This is a genomic window from Pseudomonas sp. TMW22091 (assembly GCF_022496705.1).
Classification (GTDB): Bacteria; Pseudomonadota; Gammaproteobacteria; order Pseudomonadales; family Pseudomonadaceae; genus Aquipseudomonas; species Aquipseudomonas saxonica.
The window spans coordinates 142,834-164,794 of the sequence record NZ_SCFI01000002.1; the positions used below are offsets into that span (position 1 = coordinate 142,834).

Annotated in this window: 21 protein-coding genes; 11 read left to right on the forward strand and 10 right to left on the reverse strand. The window is 57.5% G+C overall.

The genetic code is table 11. The features are described from left to right. The first annotated feature begins 5 nt into the window (after positions 1–5). Together EQV93_RS04360 and EQV93_RS04365 are read left to right on the forward strand one after the other, a co-directional pair. Entirely contained in the window at positions 6–386 is a 381-nt protein-coding gene (locus EQV93_RS04360) for a RidA family protein (RefSeq protein ID WP_122786158.1), read from the forward strand. 70 nt (positions 387–456) lie between these two features. Continuing rightward, positions 457–1,200, forward strand: coding sequence for a hypothetical protein (locus EQV93_RS04365; RefSeq protein WP_240890931.1), 744 nt, complete (start codon positions 457–459; stop codon positions 1,198–1,200). A 34-nt stretch (positions 1,201–1,234) separates the two neighbouring features. Here the strand turns inward: EQV93_RS04365 and EQV93_RS04370 are convergent, their stop codons facing one another. Next, positions 1,235–2,086 (reverse strand): SDR family oxidoreductase, encoded by an 852-nt coding sequence (locus EQV93_RS04370; protein WP_122786160.1) that lies wholly within the window; start codon positions 2,084–2,086, stop codon positions 1,235–1,237. Between the two features lie 188 nt (positions 2,087–2,274). Here EQV93_RS04370 and exbB point away from each other — a divergent pair, with 188 nt between their 5' ends. The 6 genes from exbB to EQV93_RS04400 all read left to right on the forward strand — a co-directional run bounded on the left by exbB (position 2,275) and on the right by EQV93_RS04400 (position 9,076). Continuing rightward, positions 2,275–3,255: a tonB-system energizer ExbB gene (gene exbB / locus EQV93_RS04375; RefSeq protein WP_240890932.1), complete on the forward strand. Its 981-nt coding sequence runs from the start codon at positions 2,275–2,277 to the stop codon at positions 3,253–3,255. A 6-nt stretch (positions 3,256–3,261) separates the two neighbouring features. Next, the gene (gene exbD, locus EQV93_RS04380) at positions 3,262–3,687 is read left to right on the forward strand and encodes a TonB system transport protein ExbD (RefSeq protein WP_122786162.1); all 426 of its coding nucleotides are present in this window, start codon (positions 3,262–3,264) and stop codon (positions 3,685–3,687) included. Then, positions 3,684–4,430, forward strand: coding sequence for a TonB family protein (locus EQV93_RS04385; protein WP_122786163.1), 747 nt, complete (start codon positions 3,684–3,686; stop codon positions 4,428–4,430). Before exbD ends, EQV93_RS04385 begins: the two co-directional genes overlap by 4 nt. Before the next feature lie 158 nt (positions 4,431–4,588). After that, on the forward strand, positions 4,589–5,509 hold the full coding sequence (locus EQV93_RS04390; protein ID WP_122786164.1) for a hydrogen peroxide-inducible genes activator: 921 nt from the start codon (positions 4,589–4,591) through the stop codon (positions 5,507–5,509). A gap of 11 nt (positions 5,510–5,520) precedes the next feature. Continuing rightward, entirely contained in the window at positions 5,521–7,596 is a 2,076-nt protein-coding gene (recG, locus tag EQV93_RS04395) for an ATP-dependent DNA helicase RecG (RefSeq protein ID WP_240890933.1), read from the forward strand. Positions 7,597–7,666: 70 nt separating this feature from the next. After that, entirely contained in the window at positions 7,667–9,076 is a 1,410-nt protein-coding gene (locus EQV93_RS04400; RefSeq protein ID WP_240890934.1) for an aminoacyl-tRNA deacylase and HDOD domain-containing protein, read from the forward strand. 72 nt (positions 9,077–9,148) lie between these two features. Here the strand turns inward: EQV93_RS04400 and EQV93_RS04405 are convergent, their stop codons facing one another. The 9 genes from EQV93_RS04405 to EQV93_RS04445 form a co-directional block, all read right to left on the reverse strand. Next, complete coding sequence (locus EQV93_RS04405; protein ID WP_003444581.1) at positions 9,149–9,364, reverse strand: TOBE domain-containing protein; 216 nt, start codon at positions 9,362–9,364, stop codon at positions 9,149–9,151. Between the two features lie 35 nt (positions 9,365–9,399). Then, on the reverse strand, positions 9,400–10,206 hold the full coding sequence (gene ssuB, locus EQV93_RS04410; RefSeq protein ID WP_122786167.1) for an aliphatic sulfonates ABC transporter ATP-binding protein: 807 nt from the start codon (positions 10,204–10,206) through the stop codon (positions 9,400–9,402). Next, positions 10,203–11,009, reverse strand: a complete 807-nt coding sequence (ssuC, locus tag EQV93_RS04415) for an aliphatic sulfonate ABC transporter permease SsuC (protein ID WP_146385682.1) — start codon at positions 11,007–11,009, stop codon at positions 10,203–10,205. Before ssuC ends, ssuB begins: the two co-directional genes overlap by 4 nt. A 7-nt stretch (positions 11,010–11,016) precedes the next feature. Further along, positions 11,017–12,165: an FMNH2-dependent alkanesulfonate monooxygenase gene (gene ssuD, locus EQV93_RS04420; RefSeq protein ID WP_122786169.1), complete on the reverse strand. Its 1,149-nt coding sequence runs from the start codon at positions 12,163–12,165 to the stop codon at positions 11,017–11,019. 32 nt (positions 12,166–12,197) lie between these two features. Further along, positions 12,198–13,163, reverse strand: coding sequence for a sulfonate ABC transporter substrate-binding protein (locus tag EQV93_RS04425; protein WP_146385680.1), 966 nt, complete (start codon positions 13,161–13,163; stop codon positions 12,198–12,200). A 79-nt stretch (positions 13,164–13,242) separates the two neighbouring features. Next, a complete protein-coding gene (gene ssuE, locus EQV93_RS04430; protein WP_122786171.1) occupies positions 13,243–13,836 on the reverse strand; it encodes an NADPH-dependent FMN reductase in 594 nt (197 codons plus the stop codon). 326 nt (positions 13,837–14,162) lie between these two features. Next, positions 14,163–16,265 carry a TonB-dependent siderophore receptor gene (locus tag EQV93_RS04435; protein WP_240890935.1) on the reverse strand — a complete coding sequence of 701 codons (2,103 nt, stop codon included), beginning with the start codon at positions 16,263–16,265 and terminating at the stop codon, positions 14,163–14,165. Positions 16,266–16,549: 284 nt separating this feature from the next. Beyond that, positions 16,550–17,188 carry a peroxiredoxin gene (locus EQV93_RS04440; RefSeq protein ID WP_146385678.1) on the reverse strand — a complete coding sequence of 213 codons (639 nt, stop codon included), beginning with the start codon at positions 17,186–17,188 and terminating at the stop codon, positions 16,550–16,552. Positions 17,189–17,483: 295 nt separating this feature from the next. Next, the gene (locus EQV93_RS04445) at positions 17,484–18,836 is read right to left on the reverse strand and encodes an OprD family porin (protein WP_122786174.1); all 1,353 of its coding nucleotides are present in this window, start codon (positions 18,834–18,836) and stop codon (positions 17,484–17,486) included. A 488-nt stretch (positions 18,837–19,324) separates the two neighbouring features. Here EQV93_RS04445 and tauA point away from each other — a divergent pair, with 488 nt between their 5' ends. Genes tauA through tauC form a run of 3 tightly spaced genes read left to right on the forward strand, consistent with a single transcriptional unit; the run spans position 19,325 to position 21,959 of the window. Then, complete coding sequence (gene tauA, locus EQV93_RS04450; protein WP_122786175.1) at positions 19,325–20,302, forward strand: taurine ABC transporter substrate-binding protein; 978 nt, start codon at positions 19,325–19,327, stop codon at positions 20,300–20,302. Between the two features lie 29 nt (positions 20,303–20,331). Beyond that, positions 20,332–21,126 carry a taurine ABC transporter ATP-binding subunit gene (tauB, locus tag EQV93_RS04455; protein WP_122786176.1) on the forward strand — a complete coding sequence of 265 codons (795 nt, stop codon included), beginning with the start codon at positions 20,332–20,334 and terminating at the stop codon, positions 21,124–21,126. Beyond that, entirely contained in the window at positions 21,123–21,959 is an 837-nt protein-coding gene (tauC, locus tag EQV93_RS04460) for a taurine ABC transporter permease TauC (RefSeq protein WP_122786177.1), read from the forward strand. Before tauB ends, tauC begins: the two co-directional genes overlap by 4 nt. The last annotated feature ends 2 nt before the right edge of the window (positions 21,960–21,961 follow it).

Below are 21,961 nucleotides of genomic sequence, written 5' to 3' on the forward strand. Positions count from 1 at the left end.
CACCCATGTCCAAGACTGTTATCACCAGCGACAAGGCACCTGCTGCTATCGGTACTTACTCTCAGGCGATCAAAGCTGGCAATACTGTCTACATGTCCGGTCAGATCCCGTTGGACCCAAAAACCATGGAACTGGTTGAAGGTTTCGAAGCCCAGACCATTCAGGTGTTCGAAAACCTGAAGTCCGTGGCAGAGGCTGCAGGTGGTTCGTTCAAAGACATCGTCAAACTGAACATCTTCCTGACCGACTTGAGCCACTTCGCCAAGGTCAACGAAATCATGGGTCAGTACTTTGAACAGCCTTACCCGGCTCGTGCTGCCATTGGCGTTGCTGCCCTGCCCAAAGGTTCGCAGGTTGAGATGGACGCCATTCTGGTTATTGAGTAACACCCCCTCGGCGCAGCGCCTTCCTGCTGCGCCAACCCCCCTGCTTCCCCCGCTTTAAAAGGATTCCACCATGCGCAATGCGCTCGCTATGTCACTGCTTGCCATTTTTCTGGGTGGCTGTGCCAGCGACCCCGCCTCTCGCGATATCAGTGGTGTATGGATCAACCAGGCCGCAATTGATGAAGCAGCCAAAGGTGGCAACTTGCGTGAAGCCTTGCTGGCTAACGGGCCAAACCTTGAATGGGCGATCGACGCCCAAAAAGCCAAAGCCAATTACACCAATGGATTCGAGTGGGTTGAAGGCAAGCTGATGCCTGAGAAAGACGGTGTCTGGCAGGTCGGCTTCTATGGCGGTACGTCTACCGACTTGAGCATCAACGGCAACCAATTGATTCAAGCGGCCAGCGATGACGACCCTCGACAATCATTCATGCGTTCGAACGTTAATCTGGCAAGCGATGCGCCCTTGGGCACGCATTTCGAGCATGCGCTCAAGACGGCCTATCTGGGCGGCCAGTGGCGTGTAATCAGCGGTAAGGGCAAAGGTAATCAAGTGACATTTTTGGCCGATGGCCAAGTGAAAGGTCTGCCCGATGCCAATGCTTACGCCTTGTGTTTGTCAGGCGACTGCGCGTCGATGAGTGGCGAGTTCGACAGCCTCTGGTTGCAACAGGACGAAGTGGGTGCGGCCCACATCTTTGTACGCAAAGGTCGCCAGCTGGAAATATTCCAGGCGCTGGACTCCGCAAAGCCTGACGAAATGCCCCAGTTGTATCCCGGCAAACGGGAATGGTTGTTGGAAAAGCAGCTGTAAGCGTCAAGCTGCAAACGTGCAGCTTGCAGCTTCTTTATTTAGACAAAATCTCCCCATACCCTTCGCGATAGCTCGGGTACCGCGGCTCCCATCCCAATGCCTTGGCGCGGGCATTGCTGCAACGCTTGCTGCCCGCCCTGCGTACGCTGGCTTCTTCTGCCCATGCCGTCACGCCCAGACGCTCGCGTAGCCATCCCACCACCTCTGCCAGCGGAGCCGGGTCGTTGTCGACGCCGATGTAGCAGTCGTCCAGGGTTTTGCCTTGCAAATCTGCATCAAGCAAGAAGGCCAGTAAGCCGGCCGCATCATCGGCATGGATCCGGTTGCCATACAGCGGCGGATCGACAGCCACGCGATAGCCCTTGCGCACCTGCCCCAGCATCCATTCACGGCCGGGCCCGTAGATACCGGTCAAACGTACGGTGCTGGCAGGAATGCCACTCTTCAACGCTACTTGCTCGGCCTCTAACATGATCCGGCCCGAATAGCTGGTCGCTTGGGCGGGAGACATTTCATCGACCCATTCGCCATTTTTCTGACCATAAACGCCGCTGCTTGAGACAAACAACAGGCGCTTTGGCTGCTGACCGTTTTGTTTGAGCCAACTCAATGTGTGCGTCAACCCGTCGACATACGCGGCCTGGTAACCCGCCTCATCATGGTCGGTTGCGGCAGCGCTATAGACCACGTAGTCGATCTGACCTTTAGGCCATTGAGCGGGGCACTGTGCGCTGAACAGGTCGCCGGCGATCCCTGTGACACCTGCCGGCAACCGTTCAATCGAGCGTCGAAGCCCATAGACCTGCCACCCTTTGTCCAGCAGTTGAGTGGCCAAACGGCTGCCGATATCGCCGCATCCGGCAATCAGAACTGAGGCTTTGGACATCTCAAAACTCCTAACAAATTGTTACAAAACTACGTGGATAGGCACTACCAAGGTAGTGACAGACGAAAAAAACAGTGGCTATTGCTTTTGTTAACAAGAATTACTTGCAATAATAACGCATCAATTGCCCTGGGTCTTAAGACGCGTTGTAGGGCAAAACCTTCATACTTTTCTCAGGTCCGGCTAGCATGACACGCAATCATCCCAACGCTTCGCCAACCCCGCTGTTAAGCCCGACACGCCTTTGGCGTGGGCTAGCTGCGGTGATGTTCAGCCTGTTGCTGGCACCTGCTGCGGCCTTTGCAGACGAGCCTGCCACTCCAGCCGTTCAGCCCGCAACTGAATCTGTCGCTCCGGCGCCTGTTGCAACCCCGGGTGCAACTGATCCTGCTTTGGCTGAGGGCGCCGTAGCGCCTGCCAATGACGCGCCGCAGATCGTCGCCGAAGAAGACAATAGCCTGGGCATGGCCCACGACCTGTCACCTTGGGGCATGTACAAGAACGCTGACATCATCGTCAAAATTGTCATGATCGGCCTGGCCATCGCCTCGATCATTACCTGGACCATCTGGATTGCAAAAGGCTTCGAAGTGCTGGGCGCCAAACGCCGTCTTCGCATCGAAATCGCCAATCTGAAAAAAGCCCGCACCCTGAAAGAAGCCAGCGAGACGGCCGGTAAAGAAGGCACGCTTGCCCACTTGCTGGTGCAGGATGCCCTCGAAGAGATGCGCCTGTCGGCCAATAGCCGCGAAAAAGAAGGCATCAAAGAGCGGGTCAGCTTCCGCCTTGAGCGCTTGGTGGCCGCGTGTGGCCGCAACATGAGCAGCGGCACTGGCATCCTCGCTACCATCGGCTCCACGGCCCCGTTTGTCGGTCTGTTCGGTACGGTGTGGGGCATCATGAATAGCTTTATCGGTATCGCCAAAACCCAAACCACCAACCTGGCCGTCGTAGCGCCCGGTATTGCCGAGGCCCTGCTGGCCACTGCATTGGGTCTGGTTGCGGCGATTCCTGCGGTAGTGATTTACAACGTGTTCGCTCGCTCCATCACGGGCTACAAAGCTCAAGTGGCTGATGCGTCTGCAGAAGTGTTGCTGTTGGTAAGCCGTGATCTCGATCACTTGCCGCCCGAGCGCAGCTCGCAACCGCACATGGTCAAAGTGGGGTAATAGACCATGGGCCTGCATTTAAAAGAAGGCGATGACGATCTCGCCGAGAACCATGAAATCAACGTCACCCCTTTTATTGACGTGATGCTGGTACTGCTGATCATCTTCATGGTGGCCGCACCGCTGGCCACCGTGGATATCAAGGTTGATCTGCCTGCGTCGACGGCCAAGCCGGCGCCGCGTCCCGAGAAGCCCGTGTTCCTGAGCGTCAAGGCTGACCAGCGTCTGTATCTGGGTGAAGACCCGGTGACGGTTGAAGCGCTGGGCCCCACCCTCGATGCCAGGACGCACAACAACAAAGACACGACCATCTTCTTCCAGGCCGATAAGGGTGTGGACTACGGTGACTTGATGAGCGTGATGGATGCATTGCGCGCAGCGGGTTATTTGAAGGTAGGTCTGGTCGGACTTGAGACGGCAGCCAAGAAATGACCATAGCGCGCCAAAAGATGACGCGTTACGCAATCAGCTTGGCCGCGGTGTTGGCGATCCATGCAGTGGCAGTGATTCTTGCCCTGCAATGGTCCACCCCGCGGACTGTCGAACTCCCACCGCAAGCGATGATGGTTGATCTGGCACCGTTGCCAGCACCGCCGCCGCCTGCGCCGCCGAAAGTGGTGACCCCACCACAACCGCCGGCCCCCGTGGAAGAGTTGCCGATCCCCAAGCTGGCGGAAGCGCCCAAGCCGAAGATTGCTGTTCCCAAACCGGTTAAACCCAAGCAGAAGCCTCAGCCGCCAAAACCTGTGGAAAAAACCGAACCGGTTAAAGAAAAGCCTTCAGAAGAGAAACCGAGCGACGCGACACCGACCAAAGCACCGACTGAGAAGTCTGCCGCACCGGCCCCTGGCCCGTCGGCTCAACAATTGGCCGCCAAAGCCAGTTGGGAAGGTACGTTGCTGGCGCATTTGGGCAAGTACAAGAAGTACCCGGCTGCTGCGCAGTCGCGAGGCAAGGAAGGTCTGAACCGTCTGCGCTTCGTGGTAGACGCCGAAGGCAAGGTGCTGTCTTACGAGTTGGTAGGACGTTCTGGTAACGCGGATCTGGACCGGGCCACCCTGGAAATGATCCGCCGGGCACAGCCATTGCCCAAGCCGCCGCCTGAGATGCTGACCAACGGCACTATCGAAATCGTGGCTCCGTTCGTTTATTCCATCGATAAACGTCGGCGTTAACCGAATAAAGGGCACCTTAGGGTGCCCTTTATGCTTTTGGCCTACAGATAAAACGCCTTACAGCCATTAGCCGCTTTAGCTGTAAGGACAATGTCTGATAACGTGCGTCTATCGATTGCAGCCGCTATTCTTGGCCCGCAACCACAGGGACGCCCGCTATGACGCTTACAGAATTACGTTACATCGTGACGCTCGCCCAAGAGCAACACTTCGGCCACGCTGCCGAACGCTGCCATGTCAGCCAACCGACCCTGTCGGTGGGCGTGAAAAAACTGGAAGACGAACTCGGTGTGCTGATTTTTGAGCGCAGCAAAAGTGCCGTGCGCCTCACGCCGGTCGGCGAAGGTATCGTCGCCCAGGCGCAAAAAGTACTGGAACAGGCCCAAGGCATTCGCGAGATTGCCCAAGCGGGCAAAAACCAGCTGACGGCTCCGCTCAAGGTTGGCGCCATCTACACCGTTGGCCCGTATCTGTTCCCGCACCTGATTCCGCAACTGCACCGGGTAGCCCCGCAGATGCCGTTGTATATCGAAGAAAACTTCACCCATGTGCTGCGCGACAAACTGCGCAATGGTGAACTGGACGCGATCATCATCGCCCTGCCATTCCAGGAAGCCGATGTGCTGACCCTGCCGCTATACGATGAGCCGTTCTACGTGCTGATGCCCAGTGAACACCCTTGGACCAAGCGCGACACCATTGACGCCAGCCTGTTGAATGACAAGAGCTTGCTGTTGCTGGGTGAAGGGCACTGTTTCCGCGATCAGGTACTTGAAGCCTGCCCGACCCTGCCCAAAGGCAAGGACGGCGCCAGCCATACCACCGTCGAATCCAGCTCGCTGGAAACCATCCGCCATATGGTGGCTTCAGGGCTGGGTATTTCCATCCTGCCGTTGTCGGCTGTCGACAGTCACCACTATGCTCCCGGCGTGCTGGCCGTGCGTCCGCTGACCCCGCCGGTGCCGTTTCGCACGGTGGCGATTGCCTGGCGCGCCAGCTTTCCGCGGCCCAAGGCGATTGAAATCCTCGCTGACTCCATCCGTCTGTGCTCGGTGGCCAAGCCACCTGCCGCGACCTAAGAGCGGCGGCGATGTCCGAGTTGTCGAACGTGTCAGTCACCGCGCTCAAGGGCGTGGGCGAGGCTATGGCCGAGAAGCTGGCCAAGGTCGGTCTCGAAACCGTCCAGGACGTATTGTTTCATTTACCCCTGCGCTATCAGGATCGCACCCGCGTCGTGCCGATTGGCGCTTTGCGCCCGGGGCAGGATGCAGTGGTCGAGGGGCGTGTCATCGGCACTGATGTGGTCATGGGCAAGCGTCGCAGCTTGCTGGTGCGCATTAATGACGGCACGGGCGGCTTGAGCCTGCGCTTCTATCACTTCAGTAACGCGCAAAAAGAAAGTTTAAAACGTGGCACTGAGGTGCGTTGTTATGGCGAAGCACGGCCGGGTGCTTCAGGTCTGGAAATCTATCACCCTGAATACCGCGCGATCACCGGTGACGAGCCACCGCCAGTCGATACCACACTGACGCCCATTTACCCGACCACCGAAGGTCTGACTCAGCAGCGTCTGCGTCAGCTCAGCCAGCAAAGTCTGGCCATGCTGGGCCCTCGCAGCCTGCCCGATTGGCTGCCGCCCGAATTGGCTAAAGACTACCAACTGGCCCCGCTGGACGAAGCCATTCGTTTTTTGCATCAGCCCCCGGCAGATGCCGATGTAGAAGAGCTGGCACTGGGTCATCACTGGGCGCAACACCGTTTGGCGTTTGAAGAACTGCTGACCCATCAACTCTCTCAGCAACGACTGCGTGAGAGCCTGCGTTCCCAGCAGGCGCCGGTACTGCCCAAGGCAAAAAAACTGCCCGCTCAGTTCCTCGCCAATCTAGGCTTTGCGCCCACGGGGGCTCAAGTTCGCGTGGGCAACGAAATCGCCTACGATCTCTGTCAGCCTGAACCCATGTTGCGCCTGATCCAGGGCGACGTCGGCGCCGGTAAAACGGTGGTGGCGGCGCTTGCAGCGTTGCAAGCCTTGGAGGCGGGTTATCAGGTGGCCTTGATGGCCCCTACCGAGATTCTCGCCGAGCAGCATTTCATCAGCTTTAAACGCTGGCTGGAACCGCTGGGCATCGAAGTCGCCTGGCTGGCTGGCAAGCTCAAAGGCAAAGCGCGCACGGCGGCCATGGAGCAAATCGCCAACGGCGCACCGATGGTGGTGGGTACCCACGCGCTGTTTCAAGATCAGGTTCAGTTCAAAAACCTTGCACTGGTCATCATCGATGAGCAGCACCGCTTTGGTGTCCAGCAGCGTCTGGCCCTGCGCAATAAAGGTGTGGGCGGGGTGATGTGCCCGCACCAGTTGATCATGACTGCAACGCCGATTCCTCGCACGCTGGCCATGAGTGCTTACGCCGATCTGGACACTTCGATTCTCGATGAATTGCCGCCCGGACGAACGCCGGTCAATACCGTGCTGGTGGTCGACACACGGCGCGTCGAAGTGATTGAGCGGGTGCGTGCTGCCTGTGCTGAAGGGCGGCAGGCCTATTGGGTATGCACGCTGATCGAAGAATCCGAAGAGATGACCTGCCAGGCCGCCGAAACCACGTTTGAAGACCTTACCAGCGCGCTGGGCGAACTGCGTGTGGGCTTGATCCACGGACGCATGAAGGCCGCCGAGAAAGCCGAGGTCATGGCCCGCTTCAAGGCCGGTGAACTGCAATTGCTGGTCGCCACGACGGTGATTGAAGTGGGTGTGGACGTTCCCAATGCCAGTTTGATGATCATTGAAAACCCCGAGCGCCTGGGCTTGTCCCAATTGCACCAATTACGCGGGCGCGTAGGCCGGGGCAGCGCAGCCAGTCACTGTGTGCTGCTCTACCATCCGCCGCTGTCGCAAGTGGGGCGCCAACGCTTGGGCATCATGCGCGAGACCAATGATGGTTTTGTCATCGCAGAAAAAGACCTGGAGTTGCGCGGCCCCGGAGAGATGCTCGGCACTCGGCAAACCGGGCTGTTGCAGTTCAAAGTGGCCGATTTGATGCGTGACGCCGACCTGTTGCCGGCCGTGCGCGAAGCGGCGCTGGCCTTGCTCGAACGCTGGCCAAGCCATGTCAGTCCCCTGCTCGACCGCTGGCTGCGCCATGGTCAGCAATACGGGCAAGTTTAAATGAGCATTCAGTAAATGAGCCCGCTGCCGATTCAGTGATGGCTGTACCATTTTGAGTTAAGAAGACCCCATGCAAACCACAGCTGACGTCGCTGACGTGCCAACCCCTTTGAGCACGCCGCCCGCTCTACAGCGGGTGTTAGCAGAGTTGTCCATCCCGTACCGGGAAGTCATTGACCACCCTGGGCTTGACCCGGCGCGCAAGGTGCAAACGGTATTGCTCCATGATTCGGTCGGCGAGCTTATGGTGATGTTCGCCCAAAGCCAATTGCTCGACCTCAATCGACTCGCCGATTTGATTGGACGAGACATGACGGCCGTGGCAGCTGACCGGCTTGCAGAGCTGCTCGCCAAGCACCAACTGCGCATCTTGCCGGGCCTGCCGACAGTGACCGGTTCCACCTGCTTGTACGAAGAGCATCTCCTGCATCAACCGCAGCTGTTTATCAGCAGCGGCGAAACCGGCTTGTTGCTGGAGATCACAGCTGAAGACCTCAAGCGCTTGCTCAGTAAAGCCAGTGTCGGCCGTTTTGGAGAGCCGCTGAGTGCTATCCGGCTCAGCCTTCAGCAGGCGGTAGACGACGGCGAAGCCATCACCCGAGCGGTTAAAGCGTTCACCACGCGGCGCATTCAGCAGCGGCTTGAAGCCACCATTGAGTTACCGCCTTTGGCGGAAAGCGTCCGCAAGCTTATACAGCTTCGTGCCAATCCAGACATCTCCATTGACGAAGTGACGAGCGTTGTCGAAACCGATCCGGCTTTAGCTGCGCAACTTCTAAGCTGGGCGTCATCTTCGTACTACGCCCCGAAGAGCAAGATTCGTTCGGTGGAAGACGCTATTTCTCGTGTGTTGGGAGTCGATGTCGTCGTCAACCTCGCGTTGAGCTTGTCGTTGGACAAGAGCTTGGGCTTACCCAAAGATCACCCGCAATCCAGCATGCCTTACTGGCAGCAATCCATTTACACGGCCGCAGTCATTGAAGGGCTGACCCGTGCCATGCCTCGGGAGCAACGCCCGGAAGTCGGCATGACCTACCTGGCGGGGTTACTGCACAATTTTGGCTATTTGCTGCTGGCCCATGTATTCCCGCCGCACTTCTCTCTGATTTGCCGGCACCTTGAGGTCAATCCGCACGCCAGTCATAGCGAAATAGAGCAGCACTTGCTGGGCATCAGCCGCGAGCAGATGGGGGCTTGGTTAATGCGCTTTTGGGGAATGCCCGAGGAATTGGTCGTTGCCGTGCGCTTTCAGCACGACCCGGGTTATCTGGGTCATGATGCGCCCTACCCTAATCTGGTGTGTGTCGCATTGGGGCTGCTGCGCAGTCGGGGGATGGGTCATGGCTCGTGCGCGCCCTTGCCTGATGCCCTGTTCGACCGGTTGGGCGTTTCGCGCGCTGAGGGTGAAGCGGTGGTCAATAAAGTCCTTGAGGCCGAGGTGCTGCTCCGTGAAATGGCCGCGCTATTTAGTCGGGCATGAACTGAACGCTGGCCCTGAGCCCTCAAAACCCCGAAGGGCTCGCGCCTTTCGGGGTTGGGGATAAGCCACGGTTTAGAGCTTGGCGATCGATACTTCAGTGGATTTTACGAAAGCAATCACTTCGCTGCCGACCACCAGTTCCAGCTCTTTGACCGAGCGGGTGGTAATCACCGAGGTGACGATGCCGGACGCTGTTTGTACGTCGATTTCTGATAACACGTCGCCCAGCACGATTTCCTTGATGTGGCCTTTGAACTGGTTACGAACGTTAATGGCTTTGATGGTCATGGTGTCGATTCCTGTCTTGGGATAGAAAAGTGAGGTTATTGCGCCCAGCGCAATTGCGTGGGCAACGGCGCAACGGGTTCTGGCTCAGGGGGCGAGCCAGGCAAAGCGAGTACTCGGTTCAGCACTTCGGTTTCCAGTGCGGCCAATCGATGTGAGCCCCGCACCCTGGGGCGCGGTAGTTCAACCGTGAGGTCCAGCCCCACTTCGCCGTCTTCGATCAAAATGACGCGGTCGGCAATGGCCACCGCTTCACTGACGTCGTGGGTCACCAGTAATACGGTGAAACCATGCTGGCGCCACAGGCGTTCGATCAGGTGCTGCATTTCAATTCGGGTCAGCGCATCAAGTGCACCCAGCGGTTCATCCAGCAGCAATAATCGGGGTTGGTGAATCAGGGCACGTGCCAACGCCACCCGCTGTTTTTGCCCGCCCGATAACGCTGCCGGCCACTCATTCGCCCGCTCGGCCAGGCCTACTTCTTCCAGCGCTTTGAGGGCTTTTGGCCGCCAGTCGCCCTTGAGTCCGAGGCCCACGTTGTCGATGACTTTCTTCCAGGGCAGCAAGCGTGCTTCCTGAAACATCAGTCGCGTGTCTTCGCGAGCGTCTTGCAACGGCGCCTTGCCGGCCAGCAGCTCACCGCCTGAAGGTTGATCGAGGCCAGCCAGCAGACGCATCAGGGTGCTTTTACCGCAACCGCTGCGCCCGACGATGGCGACAAACTGGCCCGCCGGGATGTGCAGGTCGATGCCTTTCAAGACCTGACGATCGCCAAAGGATTTCTTCAGGTCTTGCACCACCAGCGGGATACCTTGGCGCAGGTGTGGAGGTTGTTGAGCTGTCATGCTGCACCGCCTTTAACCACTTGATACGCCGGGTGCCAGCGCAACCACACGCGTTCCAGACCACGGGCCGCGCTGTCGGCCAACTTGCCGAGCACCGCATACAAAACAATTGCCAGCACGACGACGTCGGTTTGCAAAAATTCCCGGGCGTTCATCGCCAGATAGCCAATACCTGAGCTGGCAGAAATAGTTTCGGCCACGATCAGCGTTAACCACATGAAGCCCAACGCAAAGCGCACGCCAACCAGAATCGAAGGCAGCGCTCCGGGCAGAATCACTTGCCAGAACAGACTGAAACCCGACAACCCGTAGCTGCGAGCCATTTCCACCAGTGCCGGGTCGACGTTGCGAATGCCGTGATAGGTGTTTAGGTAGATAGGGAACAGCGTCCCCAGCGCCACCAGAAAAATCTTCGCCGACTCGTCAATGCCAAACCACAGAATTACCAGCGGAATCAGCGCCAAATGGGGAACGTTTCGGATCATTTGCACCGAGCTGTCGAGCAGGCGCTCGCCCCATTTCGACAAGCCGGTGATAAACCCCAGGGCCAGACCGATACTGCCACCGATCACGAAGCCCAAACCCGCTCGCCAGCCGCTGATGGCCAGGTGTTTCCAGATTTCGCCACTGCGCACCAGCTCGACGCCTGCCGCAAACACGGCGCTGGGCGCCGGCAAGATGCGCGTCGATAACCAGCCCGCAGACACAGACAACTGCCACACCGCCAGCAGCAACACGGGCAATACCCAGGGAGCTGCTTTGTGAGCAATAGAATTAAGGCTGATCGCCTTCGCCGTACTCATGACCGCCTCAGCTCTGCGACGCAGCTTTGGGGAGAATATCGTTGGCGACCATTTCGCCGAACGGGCTCACGTAACCCGCACTTTTCGGCAGCTCCGGGCGCTCGATATCAAGGTGCGGGAACAGCAGTTCAGCCACGCGGTAGGATTCCTCCAAGTGTGGGTAGCCCGAGAAAATAAACGTGTCGATGCCCAGGTCCGCGTATTCCTTGACCCGCGCGGCCACGGTAGGGCCGTCGCCAACCAGCGCCGTACCGGCACCGCCACGTACCAGACCCACGCCTGCCCACAGGTTTGGGCTGACTTCGAGGTTGTCGCGGCTGCCACCGTGCAGAGCGGCCATGCGCTGCTGACCGACGGAATCAAAGCGAGACAGTGAAGCCTGCGCGCGCGCGATAGTCTCGTCGTCCACATGCGAAATAAGCTTGTCGGCGGCTTTCCAGGCTTCATCGTTGGTTTCACGCACGATCACGTGCAGGCGAATACCGAAGCGTACAGTGCGGCCCAGTTTGGCGGCCTTGGCTCGTACTTGCTCGATCTTCTCGGCTACGGCAGCAGGTGGCTCGCCCCAGGTCAGAACCATTTCTACTTGCTCGGCGGCCAGGTCTTGCGCAGCTTCGGACGAGCCGCCGAAGTACAGAGGTGGGCGCGGTTGCTGAACCGGTGGGTAGAGCAACTTGGCGCCTTTGACCTTGATGTGCTGACCGTCGTAATCCACGGTTTCGCCTTCAAGCACGCGGCGCCAGATACGGGTGAACTCAACAGAAGCTTGATAGCGTTCTTCGTGGCTGAGGAACAAGCCATCGCCGGCCAGTTCTTCCGGATCTCCGCCGGTCACCAGATTGAACAGCGCGCGGCCGCCTGACAGACGATCCAGTGTCGCCGCCTGACGGGCCGCAACGGTCGGTGAAACGATGCCTGGGCGCAGAGCCACCAGAAATTTCAGGCGCTGAGTCACAGGGATCAGCGAGGCGGCTACCAGCCACGAATCTTCACACGAACGACCGGTGGGAATCAGCACCCCGCCAAAACCCAGGCGATCTGCGGCTTGCGCTACTTGTTGCAGATAGCCGTGGTCTACGGCGCGGGCACCCTCGCTGGTGCCAAGGTAATGGCCGTCACCGTGGGTTGGCAGGAACCAAAAAATATTGAGGCTCATGGAGTGGTCTCCTAAATGGGGTTCTGCAAGCGTTAGTTAGCGGTGGCCACAGCGGCCGGAGGGGTCCAGATCACGTCTTTAATCACCAGCGGCTTTGGAATCAATTTGAGCTGGTGAAAGGTGTCTGCGATTTTCTGCTGCGCGTTGATCACTTCGGGGGTCAGAAATTGCGCGCCGTAGCCTTGGCGTTTTACCGCTGTCAGGGTGATTTCAGGCGACAGACCGAGAATCGGCGCCACTTGCTTCGTCACGTCTTCAGGGTGGGCTTTGGCCCAATCACCGACATTGCGCACTTCGTCGACCAGGGTTTCGATAACCTTGGGGTGCTGCTCGGCGAAGGGTTTGGTGGCCAGGTAAAACTGATGGTTGTCGGCTATGCCGCTGGCATCACGCAGGGTGCGTGCTTGCAGTTGTTGCTCTGCGGCGGCCTGGTACGGGTCCCAGATCACCCAGGCATCGACACTGCCCCGCTCAAACGCTGCGCGGGCATCGGCAGGCGGCAGGAATACTGTCTGGATATCGGTGTATTTAAGGCCGGCGTCCTCAAGGGCGCGTACCAACAGGTAGTGCACGTTGGAGCCTTTATTGAGCACTACTTTTTTGCCTTTAAGGTCTTTCACCGAGGTGATCGGTGAATCCTTGGGCACCAGAATCGCTTCGCTGGTCGGAGCCGGTGGTTCATAAGCGACGTAAAGCAAATCAGCTCCGGCTGCCTGAGCAAATACAGGCGGCGTTTCGCCGGTTACGCCGAAGTCGATAGACCCTACGTTCAAGCCTTCAAGCAGTTGCGGGCCGCCGGGAAACTCGGTCCATTGCACGTCCACGCCTTGCTCGGCCAGACGCTTTTCCAGCGTGCCTTTAGTCTTGAGCAACAACAGCGTGCCGTATTTTTGATAACCGATGCGTACGGTGTCAGCTTGAGCTTGCAGGGTAACGCCGAGGGACACTGCCGCCACTAACAGGGCGACCAGACCACGACGCAAAATGACAGGGCGCATGGCGCTCTCCTTTTGTTATTCGAGATTCGGGTAGCACCTGCCGAGCCGTTAGCGGTTCAGTAAGGTGAGGGTGTTGCTTTCAGATGCTCCAGCGAGACGTGATCAGACGTTCGTTGAGAATGTTCGGGTCCAGCGGTTTTGGACGGCGGGCCAGCGCGCTGTAAAAGTGCTCCAGGGACTCGTTCAGCCGTTGTTCCAGCACCGGCACCAACTGGGCTTGGGCGCTGCCCTCGCCGTAGGCAATCTGACTGTCTTCGGCAAAGATGCCGTGCAGCATTTCCTGGGCTTTGAGCGCAGACAGCACGGGTTTGAGTGCGTAATCCACGGCCAGCATGTGGGCAATGCTACCGCCGGTGGCGATGGGTAAGACGACCTTGTGACTCAGTGCGCGCTCGGGCAGCAAGTCGAGAACCGTTTTGAGGGCGCCGCTAAATGAGGCTTTGTAGACCGGTGTGGCGATCACCAAACCATCTGCATTTTCGATCTGCTGCAACAGGTCGATGATGTGGGGGCTGTCAAAGCGGGCATGCAGTAAATCTTCAGCCGGGAAGTCACGAACTTGATAACTCACTACTTCGACGCCTTGCTGGTTGAGCCAGCTTTTAGCGCGATCCAGCAACACCCCGGAGCGGGATCGTTGGCTGGGGCTTCCTCCGAGTGTCACAACCAGCATCTAGGCAATTCCTTGAGTGAATTAGTGCAAATTGCTGTCAGCGTTTTCGCTTCTGTGAGGAGAACATAGCAGGTGATTTATATATCTATAAATCATATTTATTCATTTGTTTATTCCGCGATTGCATAAGAGCCCTGAGTCTCGAAGCATCTGACGATGCAACGCGAGGCTGCGTACGATGATGCAATCGTCGCAAGGTCTATGAACGTGATGTATCTGACATTCCAAATTGAAAGGTTTCACGACGGCTGCGCCGCAGAACGCAGCCTCGCATTACTCGTCAGCTGCTACGAGTAATGCGTTCCCCCATGACCACAAGGCTGAGGTCAGAAGTTGTAACTCAGCGACGCTGTGACGTTGCGCGACGGGCCATAGAAACCCGAACCGCCGCTGTACAGGCTCATCAGGTATTTGCGGTTGCTGACGTTGTTCAGGTTCAGCGCCGTGCTCCAATGCGAGTCGATGTCGTAGCTGGCCATCACATCAACCAGCGCGTAAGCGTTCTGGCGAATGCGGCTGTCACTGTCCACTTGAATCGCGCTCTGCCAGGCCACACGGGTGCCAATTTTGGCTTTGGGCATGTCCGGTAATTGATAGGTCAAACTGGTTCGCACGGTGTGCGTCGGTACGTATTGACGGGCTTTTTCGCCATCCGGGTCTTCAATGTGGACATAGCTGTAACCGCCTTGTACCTGTAATCCCGGCGCCAACTGGCCGCTGGCTTCCAATTCAATGCCGCGGCTTTTGAAGTTCTCGCTTTGGTAGACCGACTGGGTACCGATCATTTCACCTGTGGCTTCGGCGACATTGCGTTGGTCGGTTTTGAATACCGCCGCCGAGACGTCCAGTTGCTCATCCAGCAAGCTGCCTTTAACCCCGACTTCGTAGCTTTTGCCTTCCAGCGGCGCGAGCACCTTGCTCTGCGCATCTATCACGTACTGTGGGTTGAAGATTTTGGTGTAGCTGGCGTAGACGGAGTACTGATCGTTGAGGTCGTAGACCAGCCCGGTGTAGGGCGTGACTTTGCCGTGAATGCGCACATCACGGGGTGGGCCGTAATCGGTGCCATCGCTGTCGACACTGAGCATGCGCGCCCCGGCTATCCAGTGCAGTTGGTCCGTCAGGTTGAAGCGCGCCCCGGCATAGACACTTTTTTGGCGGTCGGTGAAGTTGGCCATTTTTGTGTCGTCGTCGGTGTACGACAAATCGGGCTTGGGCACGTTACCGCTAAGGGTCTGGCCCAGATCAGCCGGCATAAACTCGTCAACACTGTTGTAGTAGCCACGCTCTTTATGACGCGAACGTCCGTAATCCACGCCTAGCGTCAACTCATGCTCGCGACCGCCCAGACTGAAGGGGCCGCTGAGTTGAGCTTCACCCAGCAGTTGTTTTTCATCGGCGTTGGTGTGGCTTGGGTCAGCCAGCCAGGGCTGGCTCTCATCGTTCGCCATCAGATAATACATATTGGCCGACTGGCGCTGATCGACTGCGGTGACGTTCAGCTTGCTCTTCCAGCCATTGCCGAAGTCGTGGGTCAGTTCAGCGAACGCGCGCAGGGTATGTACGTCCCAGTAGCTCCAGTTCTGCCCCACGTTGGAGCCGCGTCGGCTGTAGTGGATCAGGTTGCCCTGGTAATCGGTCAAGGGTAGCCCGCCCCAACTGCTGCCATTGGAGTTGCTCTTGCTGTCTGATAGACCGACGGTGAGGGTGTCCGCGTCGGACAGATCAAACGCCAACATACCGCTCAGCACGTTTTTCTCGCGTGAGTAGCGGTCGAGGTAAGAGTTGCCCGTTTCGTTGGCGTAGATAAAACGCCCGCGTACATTGCCGCTGTCGGTCAAAGGCCCGGACACGTCGAGGTCAATACGGCGTGTATCCCACGATCCGGCAGAGACTTTTACCTGGGCTTGCGGGGTGTAGGTGGGTCGCTTGCGGATAAAGTTGACCGTGGCGGAGGGGTTGCCCGTGCCGCTCATCAAGCCGTTGGCGCCGTGGAGAATGTCGACCTGTTGATATTCGGCCATGTCCAGGTCGCCACTCAGCAACCCGGCGCTGAAGGGCGCGCCTATGCCATCGTATTCGAAGTTGTTGATGTCGAACCCGCGCGAAGTGAAGTTGGTGCGGTCGGTTTCATATTGTTCGACCGTCACCGAAGGCGCGCTGCGCAGCGCGTCCTTGACGCTGTTGAGGTTGAAATCATTCAACTGTTCGCGGGACAGGCTGGTGACGCCTTGGGGCGTTTCCTTGGGCGTAAGGCCCAGTCGCGTGGTGGTGCTGTCGAGCGGCTGCTGGTAGCCGGACGCAGAAAGGTCACTCTCGGAACTGGCTTGCACGTCGGTCTTGGGCAGCGTCAGAGGGTCGGCAAAAGCGGCAGGTGCAACGGCCCATACAACGGTCAGCAGGGCTGAAACGGGCAAGAAAGTTTTCAAGGCGGCGAGTCTCTGAATGCGGATGCGCCCGAATACTATTTGAGAATGATTATTACGTATAGCGCTTGGCGGGTTTTTTGTAACATTTAATGTTCATAAAAAAAGGCCGTCGAAACGGCCTAAACCCTGTTGCACTTGAAAGTTGTCCCGCCCCGTAGCAGCTGCCGAAGGCTGCGTCCGATTGCGCAGCGATCGTAAAACCTGAGCCTCGTGTTTTTCTGCCAGGTCTGGTTTGCGACTTCAGGCGGCGACGCAGCCTGCGGCAGCGGCTACACAGGTATCGGTTATTTGTTCGGCTGCGGCGTCAGACGCAGGTACGGCTTCACGGCGCGGTAGCCCTTGGGGAAGCGCTTAATGATCTCGTCTTCATCCTTGAGCGACGGCACGATCACCACGTCGTCACCGTCCTGCCAGTTGGCCGGAGTGGCAACTTTGAAGTTGTCGGTGAGTTGCAATGAATCAATCACCCGCAAAATTTCATTGAAGTTGCGGCCAGTGCTCGCCGGGTAGGTGATGGTCAGACGGATTTTTTTGTTCGGGTCAATCACGAACAGCGAGCGCACGGTCAGGGTGTCGCTGGCATTGGGATGGATCAGGTCGTAGAGGTCACTAACCTTGCGATCAGCATCGGCTAGGATCGGAAAGTTGACCACGGTATTCTGGGTTTCGTTGATGTCATCGATCCATGCGTGGTGTGAGTCCACGGGGTCAACCGACAGTGCGATGGCTTTTACACCGCGTTTTGCAAATTCATCTTTAAGCTTTGCAGTAAAGCCCAGTTCAGTGGTGCACACCGGCGTGAAGTCTGCAGGGTGCGAAAACAGAACGCCCCAGCTGTCGCCCAGCCACTCATGGAACTGAATCGGACCCGCGCTGGAATCCTGTTGGAAATCGGGGGCGATGTCGCCGAGTCTGAGGCTCATGGTGCAACTCCTTTTTATAGGCATTGGCAGGGCGTGACAGGCTTACTCTGCCTGCATCCAAAGCTATTTAAAAAGAATATATATCGATTTATTTATACCTAAATAGCATATTAAAAAGTGTTTCATTGGACGCACCAATGTCCGCAGTTCACTCTTGAGTCAGGTTTAGGCAAGGGGAGCGGCAGGGAGCTGCGACATTTAAAATGTGTTGCGAATTGATCGATTCGGTCTTCGGTAAACACCCTGCCCGGCATTGCGCCGGGCAGGATTTTTCTAGCCTTGAACTACAACCGGCTTACAGCAACGGGATCGAGTAGCTGACGATCAGACGGTTCTCGTCCTGATCGCGAGTCGACGGAATATCGTTGCGCCACATGGCGTTTTTCCACATCACGCCGAGATTTTTCAACGGACCGTCCTGCACCACGTAGGCCAAGGTAATGTCGCGTTCCCATTCGGAGCGGCCAGAGCCTGTGAGCTGACCCGCGCCACCTACAGTGTCGATATTATCGCCACGCAGGTAAACAAGACCTGCGGTCAGGCCTGGTGCGCCCAGTTTGGCAAAGTCATAGGAGTAACGTGCCTGCCAGGTACGCTCGCCAGCGCGGGCGAACTTCGAGATTTGCATGTCGGTGATGATGTAAGCCGACGAGCCGTCGCCCTGGTTCAGCCAAGGGAAGTCGCTGCTGCCGTTGCTGACTTGATAACCGGCACCGAAGGTATGGCCTTCTACCGAGTACAAGAACAGGCCGCTGAGCAGGTTGTTGTCGACCTTGCCCTTGCCGCTTGCCTGGCCACGGTAATCACCCGACGAATAGTAAGCAGGATCGCTGCCATTCTTGCCGTCGTCAGTGCTGTGGAAGTAACGCAGGTCAGATTTCAGCACGCCCGGGCCGATTGCCCAGTTGTGAGTCAGCCCCAGGAAGTGCTGTTTGTAGAAGTCTTTCAGGTTGCCGTAGTAGTACTGCAACAGCAGGTCTTTATTCAGCTTGTAGTCGGCACCGCCATACAGGAACTTGTTGCTGAACTCACCGGTACGGGCATTGTTTGCGCCGGCAATCGACAGCTCTTCGTTGTTGCTGGAGTTACGGCCCTTGGCGTGTTCGATCTGACCGCCGATCAAGGTCAGGTCCTTGAACTCATTGGAGGTGATCTGCCCACCCTCGAATGTCTGCGGCAGCAAACGGCCGTCGTTGTACGAGACAACCGGCAGTTTCGGCATCAGGGTGCCGTAGCGCAATTCAGTTTGAGAGATTTTGGCTTTGGCGGTCAGGCCCAAGCTAGAGTAGTCACTCACCGCACGGCCATCGCTGTCAGTCGGGAAGACCGTACCGCCGTAGTTGCTGCTGGTCGGGTTGCCGTGACGGCCTTTGCCCGAATCCAGACGCACGCCCAGCAAGCCAATGGCATCAACACCAAAACCCACGGTGCCTTGAGTAAAGCCGGAGGTGAAGTCCAGCTGGAAGCCTTGGCCCCATTCTTCCTGGTAGTTGGCGTTCTTGGCAGTGCCCGAATCGCGGTTATCGTTGTTGATATAGAAGTTACGCAGTTTAAGCGTTGCTTTGCTGTCTTCGATGAAGCCAGCAGCACTCGCTTGTTGTGCCAACAAACCTACGGCCACAGCGATGGCCAAGGTGGACTTGTTCATGGTGTTGCTCCTTTGTCTTTCTAATTTTTGTAGTTCTTTAGCCCCAGATCTGACGTCCGAGTGCTTCAGATGCGCGATTAGCGCCAGACGGTGACTGGCAAGTCAATCGTAACCAATCATGTCTACGACTATGGTCTAGTCGGTGCCCGTGTTCACGCAGGGTAAAGCCAATTTTATAAAGCCAAAAAGAATTATTTATGGATTGTTCATAATAATTAGGAATATGCAGGATATTTCCTACTTGGCCTCGCGCGGATGCTATAGGCCTTTGGTCTAAGGCTTAAACATTTTTTTATTAAATTTTTAAGATTGTTGACTGCTTAGAGAATCCCCGGCTCAGGTCGACACTTAACTGTTCGCGTGCGCGCGCGTTAGAGAAGGATTCAGAACCTCATAAGCTAATGCTTAAAAGTTATTTATTTACTCATTCTTAGATCATTTAACCTCGCGTTCTGCCGATTTCCGGTCGCCTGCCGAGGAGCTACATTATGAAATTGCGTTCTCCCCTACGCCTTTTGGCTGCTTTATCCCTGGCAGGTGCCAGCTTCTTCGTACAGGCCGCTCCAGAGGTCACCGTGGCTTACCAGACTTCAGCCGACCCGGCCAAAGTGGCTCAAGCGGACGGCGCTTACGAAAAGGCCACGGGTGCCAACATCAAGTGGCGCAAGTTTGATAACGGCGCCGACATCATTGCGGCCATTGCCTCCGGTGATGTGCAAATCGCTTACCTGGGTTCTAGCCCGTTGACCGCCGCGATCACTCGCAACGTACCGGTTGAAACTTTTTTGATTGCCACCCAGCTTGGCGGCTCTGAAGCACTGGTTGCGCGTGACGGTTCGGGCATCAACAGTCCGCAGGATCTGGTCGGCAAGAAGGTCGCCGTGCCGTTTGTTTCTACCGGGCACTACAGCCTGCTGGCGGCGCTGAAGCACTGGAACATCGACCCTTCCAAAGTCACCATTTTAAACCTCGCCCCGCCAGCCATTGTGGCGGCCTGGAAGCGCGGCGATATCGATGCGACCTATGTGTGGGACCCCGCGCTGGGCACCGCCAAGGAAAACGGCAAAGTGCTGATCACGTCAGGCGAACTGGGCAAGCTGGGCGCACCGACCTTTGACGCCTGGATTGTGCGCAAGGACTTCGCCAAGCAGCACCCTGAGGTGGTCAAGGCTTTTGCCAAAGTGACCCTGGATGCTTACGCCGACTACAACAAAGATCCGAAAGGCTGGCTGGCCAATCAGAGCAACATCGACAAAGTGGTGAAACTCTCGGGCGCTAAAGCGGCTGACATTCCATTGCTGCTGCAGGGCAACGTGTACCCACTGGCTGCCGATCAGGCGGTATTGCTGGGCGCTCCAACCAGTAAAGCCCTGGCCGACACGGCCGCGTTCCTGAAAGAGCAAAAAAAGGTTGATGCTGTACTGCCGGACTATGCGCCAGCGGTTAACGCCACGTTTGTTAATTAATTATTGTTGCCGCACAGGAGTCGACCGTCATGGCCTTGTTATCGCTGGAGCGCATCAGCGCACAGTACCCGGGCGCCGCGGAGCCAGTGCTTGCGGATATTTCCGTCAACCTTGGCCCTCAGCAACTGCTGGTCGCACTTGGCCCTTCGGGCAGCGGCAAAACGTCATTGCTTAACTTGATTGCCGGCTTTGTAGAGCCAAGCGCCGGGCGTATCACGCTCGATGGCGTCCCGGTCAAAGGCCCGAGCGCTGAACGTGGCGTGGTGTTTCAGGATGATGTGCTGCTGCCTTGGCAGGACGTGCTGGCCAACGTAGCCTTCGGCCTTGAACTGGCGGGTGTACCGCGCAACAAACGCGAAATCCGCGCCCGTGAAATGTTGGCACTGGTGGACTTGTCGGGCTTCGAGCAGCGCCGTGTGTGGGAGTTGTCCGGCGGTCAAAAACAACGTGTCGGCCTGGCTCGCGCTTTGGCTGCTGATCCACGCGTGTTGCTGATGGACGAACCCTTCGGCGCACTCGATGCATTCACCCGCGAACAGATGCAAGAGCTGTTGCTGCAAGTGTGCAAGCGCACCGCCAAACCGGTCTTTTTGATTACTCACGACATCGAAGAAGCCGTGTTTCTGGCGACTGACCTGATTCTGTTGGCACCGAATCCGGGTCGTATCGTTGAGCGGCTGACGCTGGACTTCGGTCAGCGTTACAACGCAGGCGAGTCGGCGCGCTCTATCAAGTCCGACCCTCGTTTTATCGAAACCCGTGAGCACGTGCTGGAGCGGGTGTTTTCACAACGCGGTGCCGCTCAGCGGCAGGAGCGCGCATGAGTACCTATGAAGCGGCCCCGTCCGCCCCGATTGTCGCTGCCCATGCGCCGCGCCCGGCCAAACGAAGCCTGAGCACGCGCTGGATCAGCGTGTTGACCCTTCTGACATTGATCGCCACGTGGTGGGCCGTCACGGCCGCGGGTTTAATTGAACCACTGTTTTTGCCACCTCCCTCAGCCGTGCTGGAAAAAGGCTGGTTACTGGCCACCACCGGTTACATGGACGCCACTTTGTGGCAGCACTTGGGCGCGAGCTTGACCCGTATCGGTCTGGGTCTGGGGTTTGCGATTTTAACGGCCGTGCCGGTCGGTATAGCCATTGGTCACAACCGTATTGCGCGAGGCATTTTCGATCCGCTGATCGAGTTTTACCGCCCTATTCCGCCGTTGGCTTACCTGCCGCTGATCGTGATTTGGTGCGGCATTGGCGAGCTGTCGAAAGTGTTGCTGATCTATCTGGCCATTTTCGCCCCGATCGCCATTGCCACCGCCACCGGCGTACGCACGGTAGACCCGGCCAAAGTCCGCGCTGCCCAGTCGTTAGGTGCAAGCCGCTGGCAGTTGATTCGCTACGTGATCTTGCCTAGCGCCCTGCCGGACATTTTGACCGGTGTGCGCATTGGTCTCGGAGTGGGCTGGTCGACGTTGGTGGCCGCAGAACTGATCGCCGCCACTAGCGGCCTGGGCTTTATGGTGCAATCGGCGGCGCAATTTCTGGTCACCGACGTGGTGGTGTTGGGCATCCTGGTTATTGCTGTCATCGCCTTCGCCATGGAAATGGGTCTGCGCGCCCTGCAACGCAAGCTGGTGCCGTGGCACGGCCAGGCTCACTAACC

Bases quoted from the DNA above. Each gene is read 5' to 3' on its own strand.
- EQV93_RS04360 (WP_122786158.1), top strand. From the start codon at position 6: ATGTCCAAGACTGTTATCACCAGCGACAAGGCACCTGCTGCTATCGGT.
- EQV93_RS04365 (WP_240890931.1), top strand. From the start codon at position 457: ATGCGCAATGCGCTCGCTATGTCACTGCTTGCCATTTTTCTGGGTGGC.
- EQV93_RS04370 (WP_122786160.1), bottom strand. From the start codon at position 2,086: ATGTCCAAAGCCTCAGTTCTGATTGCCGGATGCGGCGATATCGGCAGC.
- exbB (WP_240890932.1), top strand. From the start codon at position 2,275: ATGACACGCAATCATCCCAACGCTTCGCCAACCCCGCTGTTAAGCCCG.
- exbD (WP_122786162.1), top strand. From the start codon at position 3,262: ATGGGCCTGCATTTAAAAGAAGGCGATGACGATCTCGCCGAGAACCAT.
- EQV93_RS04385 (WP_122786163.1), top strand. From the start codon at position 3,684: ATGACCATAGCGCGCCAAAAGATGACGCGTTACGCAATCAGCTTGGCC.
- EQV93_RS04390 (WP_122786164.1), top strand. From the start codon at position 4,589: ATGACGCTTACAGAATTACGTTACATCGTGACGCTCGCCCAAGAGCAA.
- recG (WP_240890933.1), top strand. From the start codon at position 5,521: ATGTCCGAGTTGTCGAACGTGTCAGTCACCGCGCTCAAGGGCGTGGGC.
- EQV93_RS04400 (WP_240890934.1), top strand. From the start codon at position 7,667: ATGCAAACCACAGCTGACGTCGCTGACGTGCCAACCCCTTTGAGCACG.
- EQV93_RS04405 (WP_003444581.1), bottom strand. From the start codon at position 9,364: ATGACCATCAAAGCCATTAACGTTCGTAACCAGTTCAAAGGCCACATC.
- ssuB (WP_122786167.1), bottom strand. From the start codon at position 10,206: ATGACAGCTCAACAACCTCCACACCTGCGCCAAGGTATCCCGCTGGTG.
- ssuC (WP_146385682.1), bottom strand. From the start codon at position 11,009: ATGAGTACGGCGAAGGCGATCAGCCTTAATTCTATTGCTCACAAAGCA.
- ssuD (WP_122786169.1), bottom strand. From the start codon at position 12,165: ATGAGCCTCAATATTTTTTGGTTCCTGCCAACCCACGGTGACGGCCAT.
- EQV93_RS04425 (WP_146385680.1), bottom strand. From the start codon at position 13,163: ATGCGCCCTGTCATTTTGCGTCGTGGTCTGGTCGCCCTGTTAGTGGCG.
- ssuE (WP_122786171.1), bottom strand. From the start codon at position 13,836: ATGCTGGTTGTGACACTCGGAGGAAGCCCCAGCCAACGATCCCGCTCC.
- EQV93_RS04440 (WP_146385678.1), bottom strand. From the start codon at position 17,188: ATGAGCCTCAGACTCGGCGACATCGCCCCCGATTTCCAACAGGATTCC.
- EQV93_RS04445 (WP_122786174.1), bottom strand. From the start codon at position 18,836: ATGAACAAGTCCACCTTGGCCATCGCTGTGGCCGTAGGTTTGTTGGCA.
- tauA (WP_122786175.1), top strand. From the start codon at position 19,325: ATGAAATTGCGTTCTCCCCTACGCCTTTTGGCTGCTTTATCCCTGGCA.
- tauB (WP_122786176.1), top strand. From the start codon at position 20,332: ATGGCCTTGTTATCGCTGGAGCGCATCAGCGCACAGTACCCGGGCGCC.
- tauC (WP_122786177.1), top strand. From the start codon at position 21,123: ATGAGTACCTATGAAGCGGCCCCGTCCGCCCCGATTGTCGCTGCCCAT.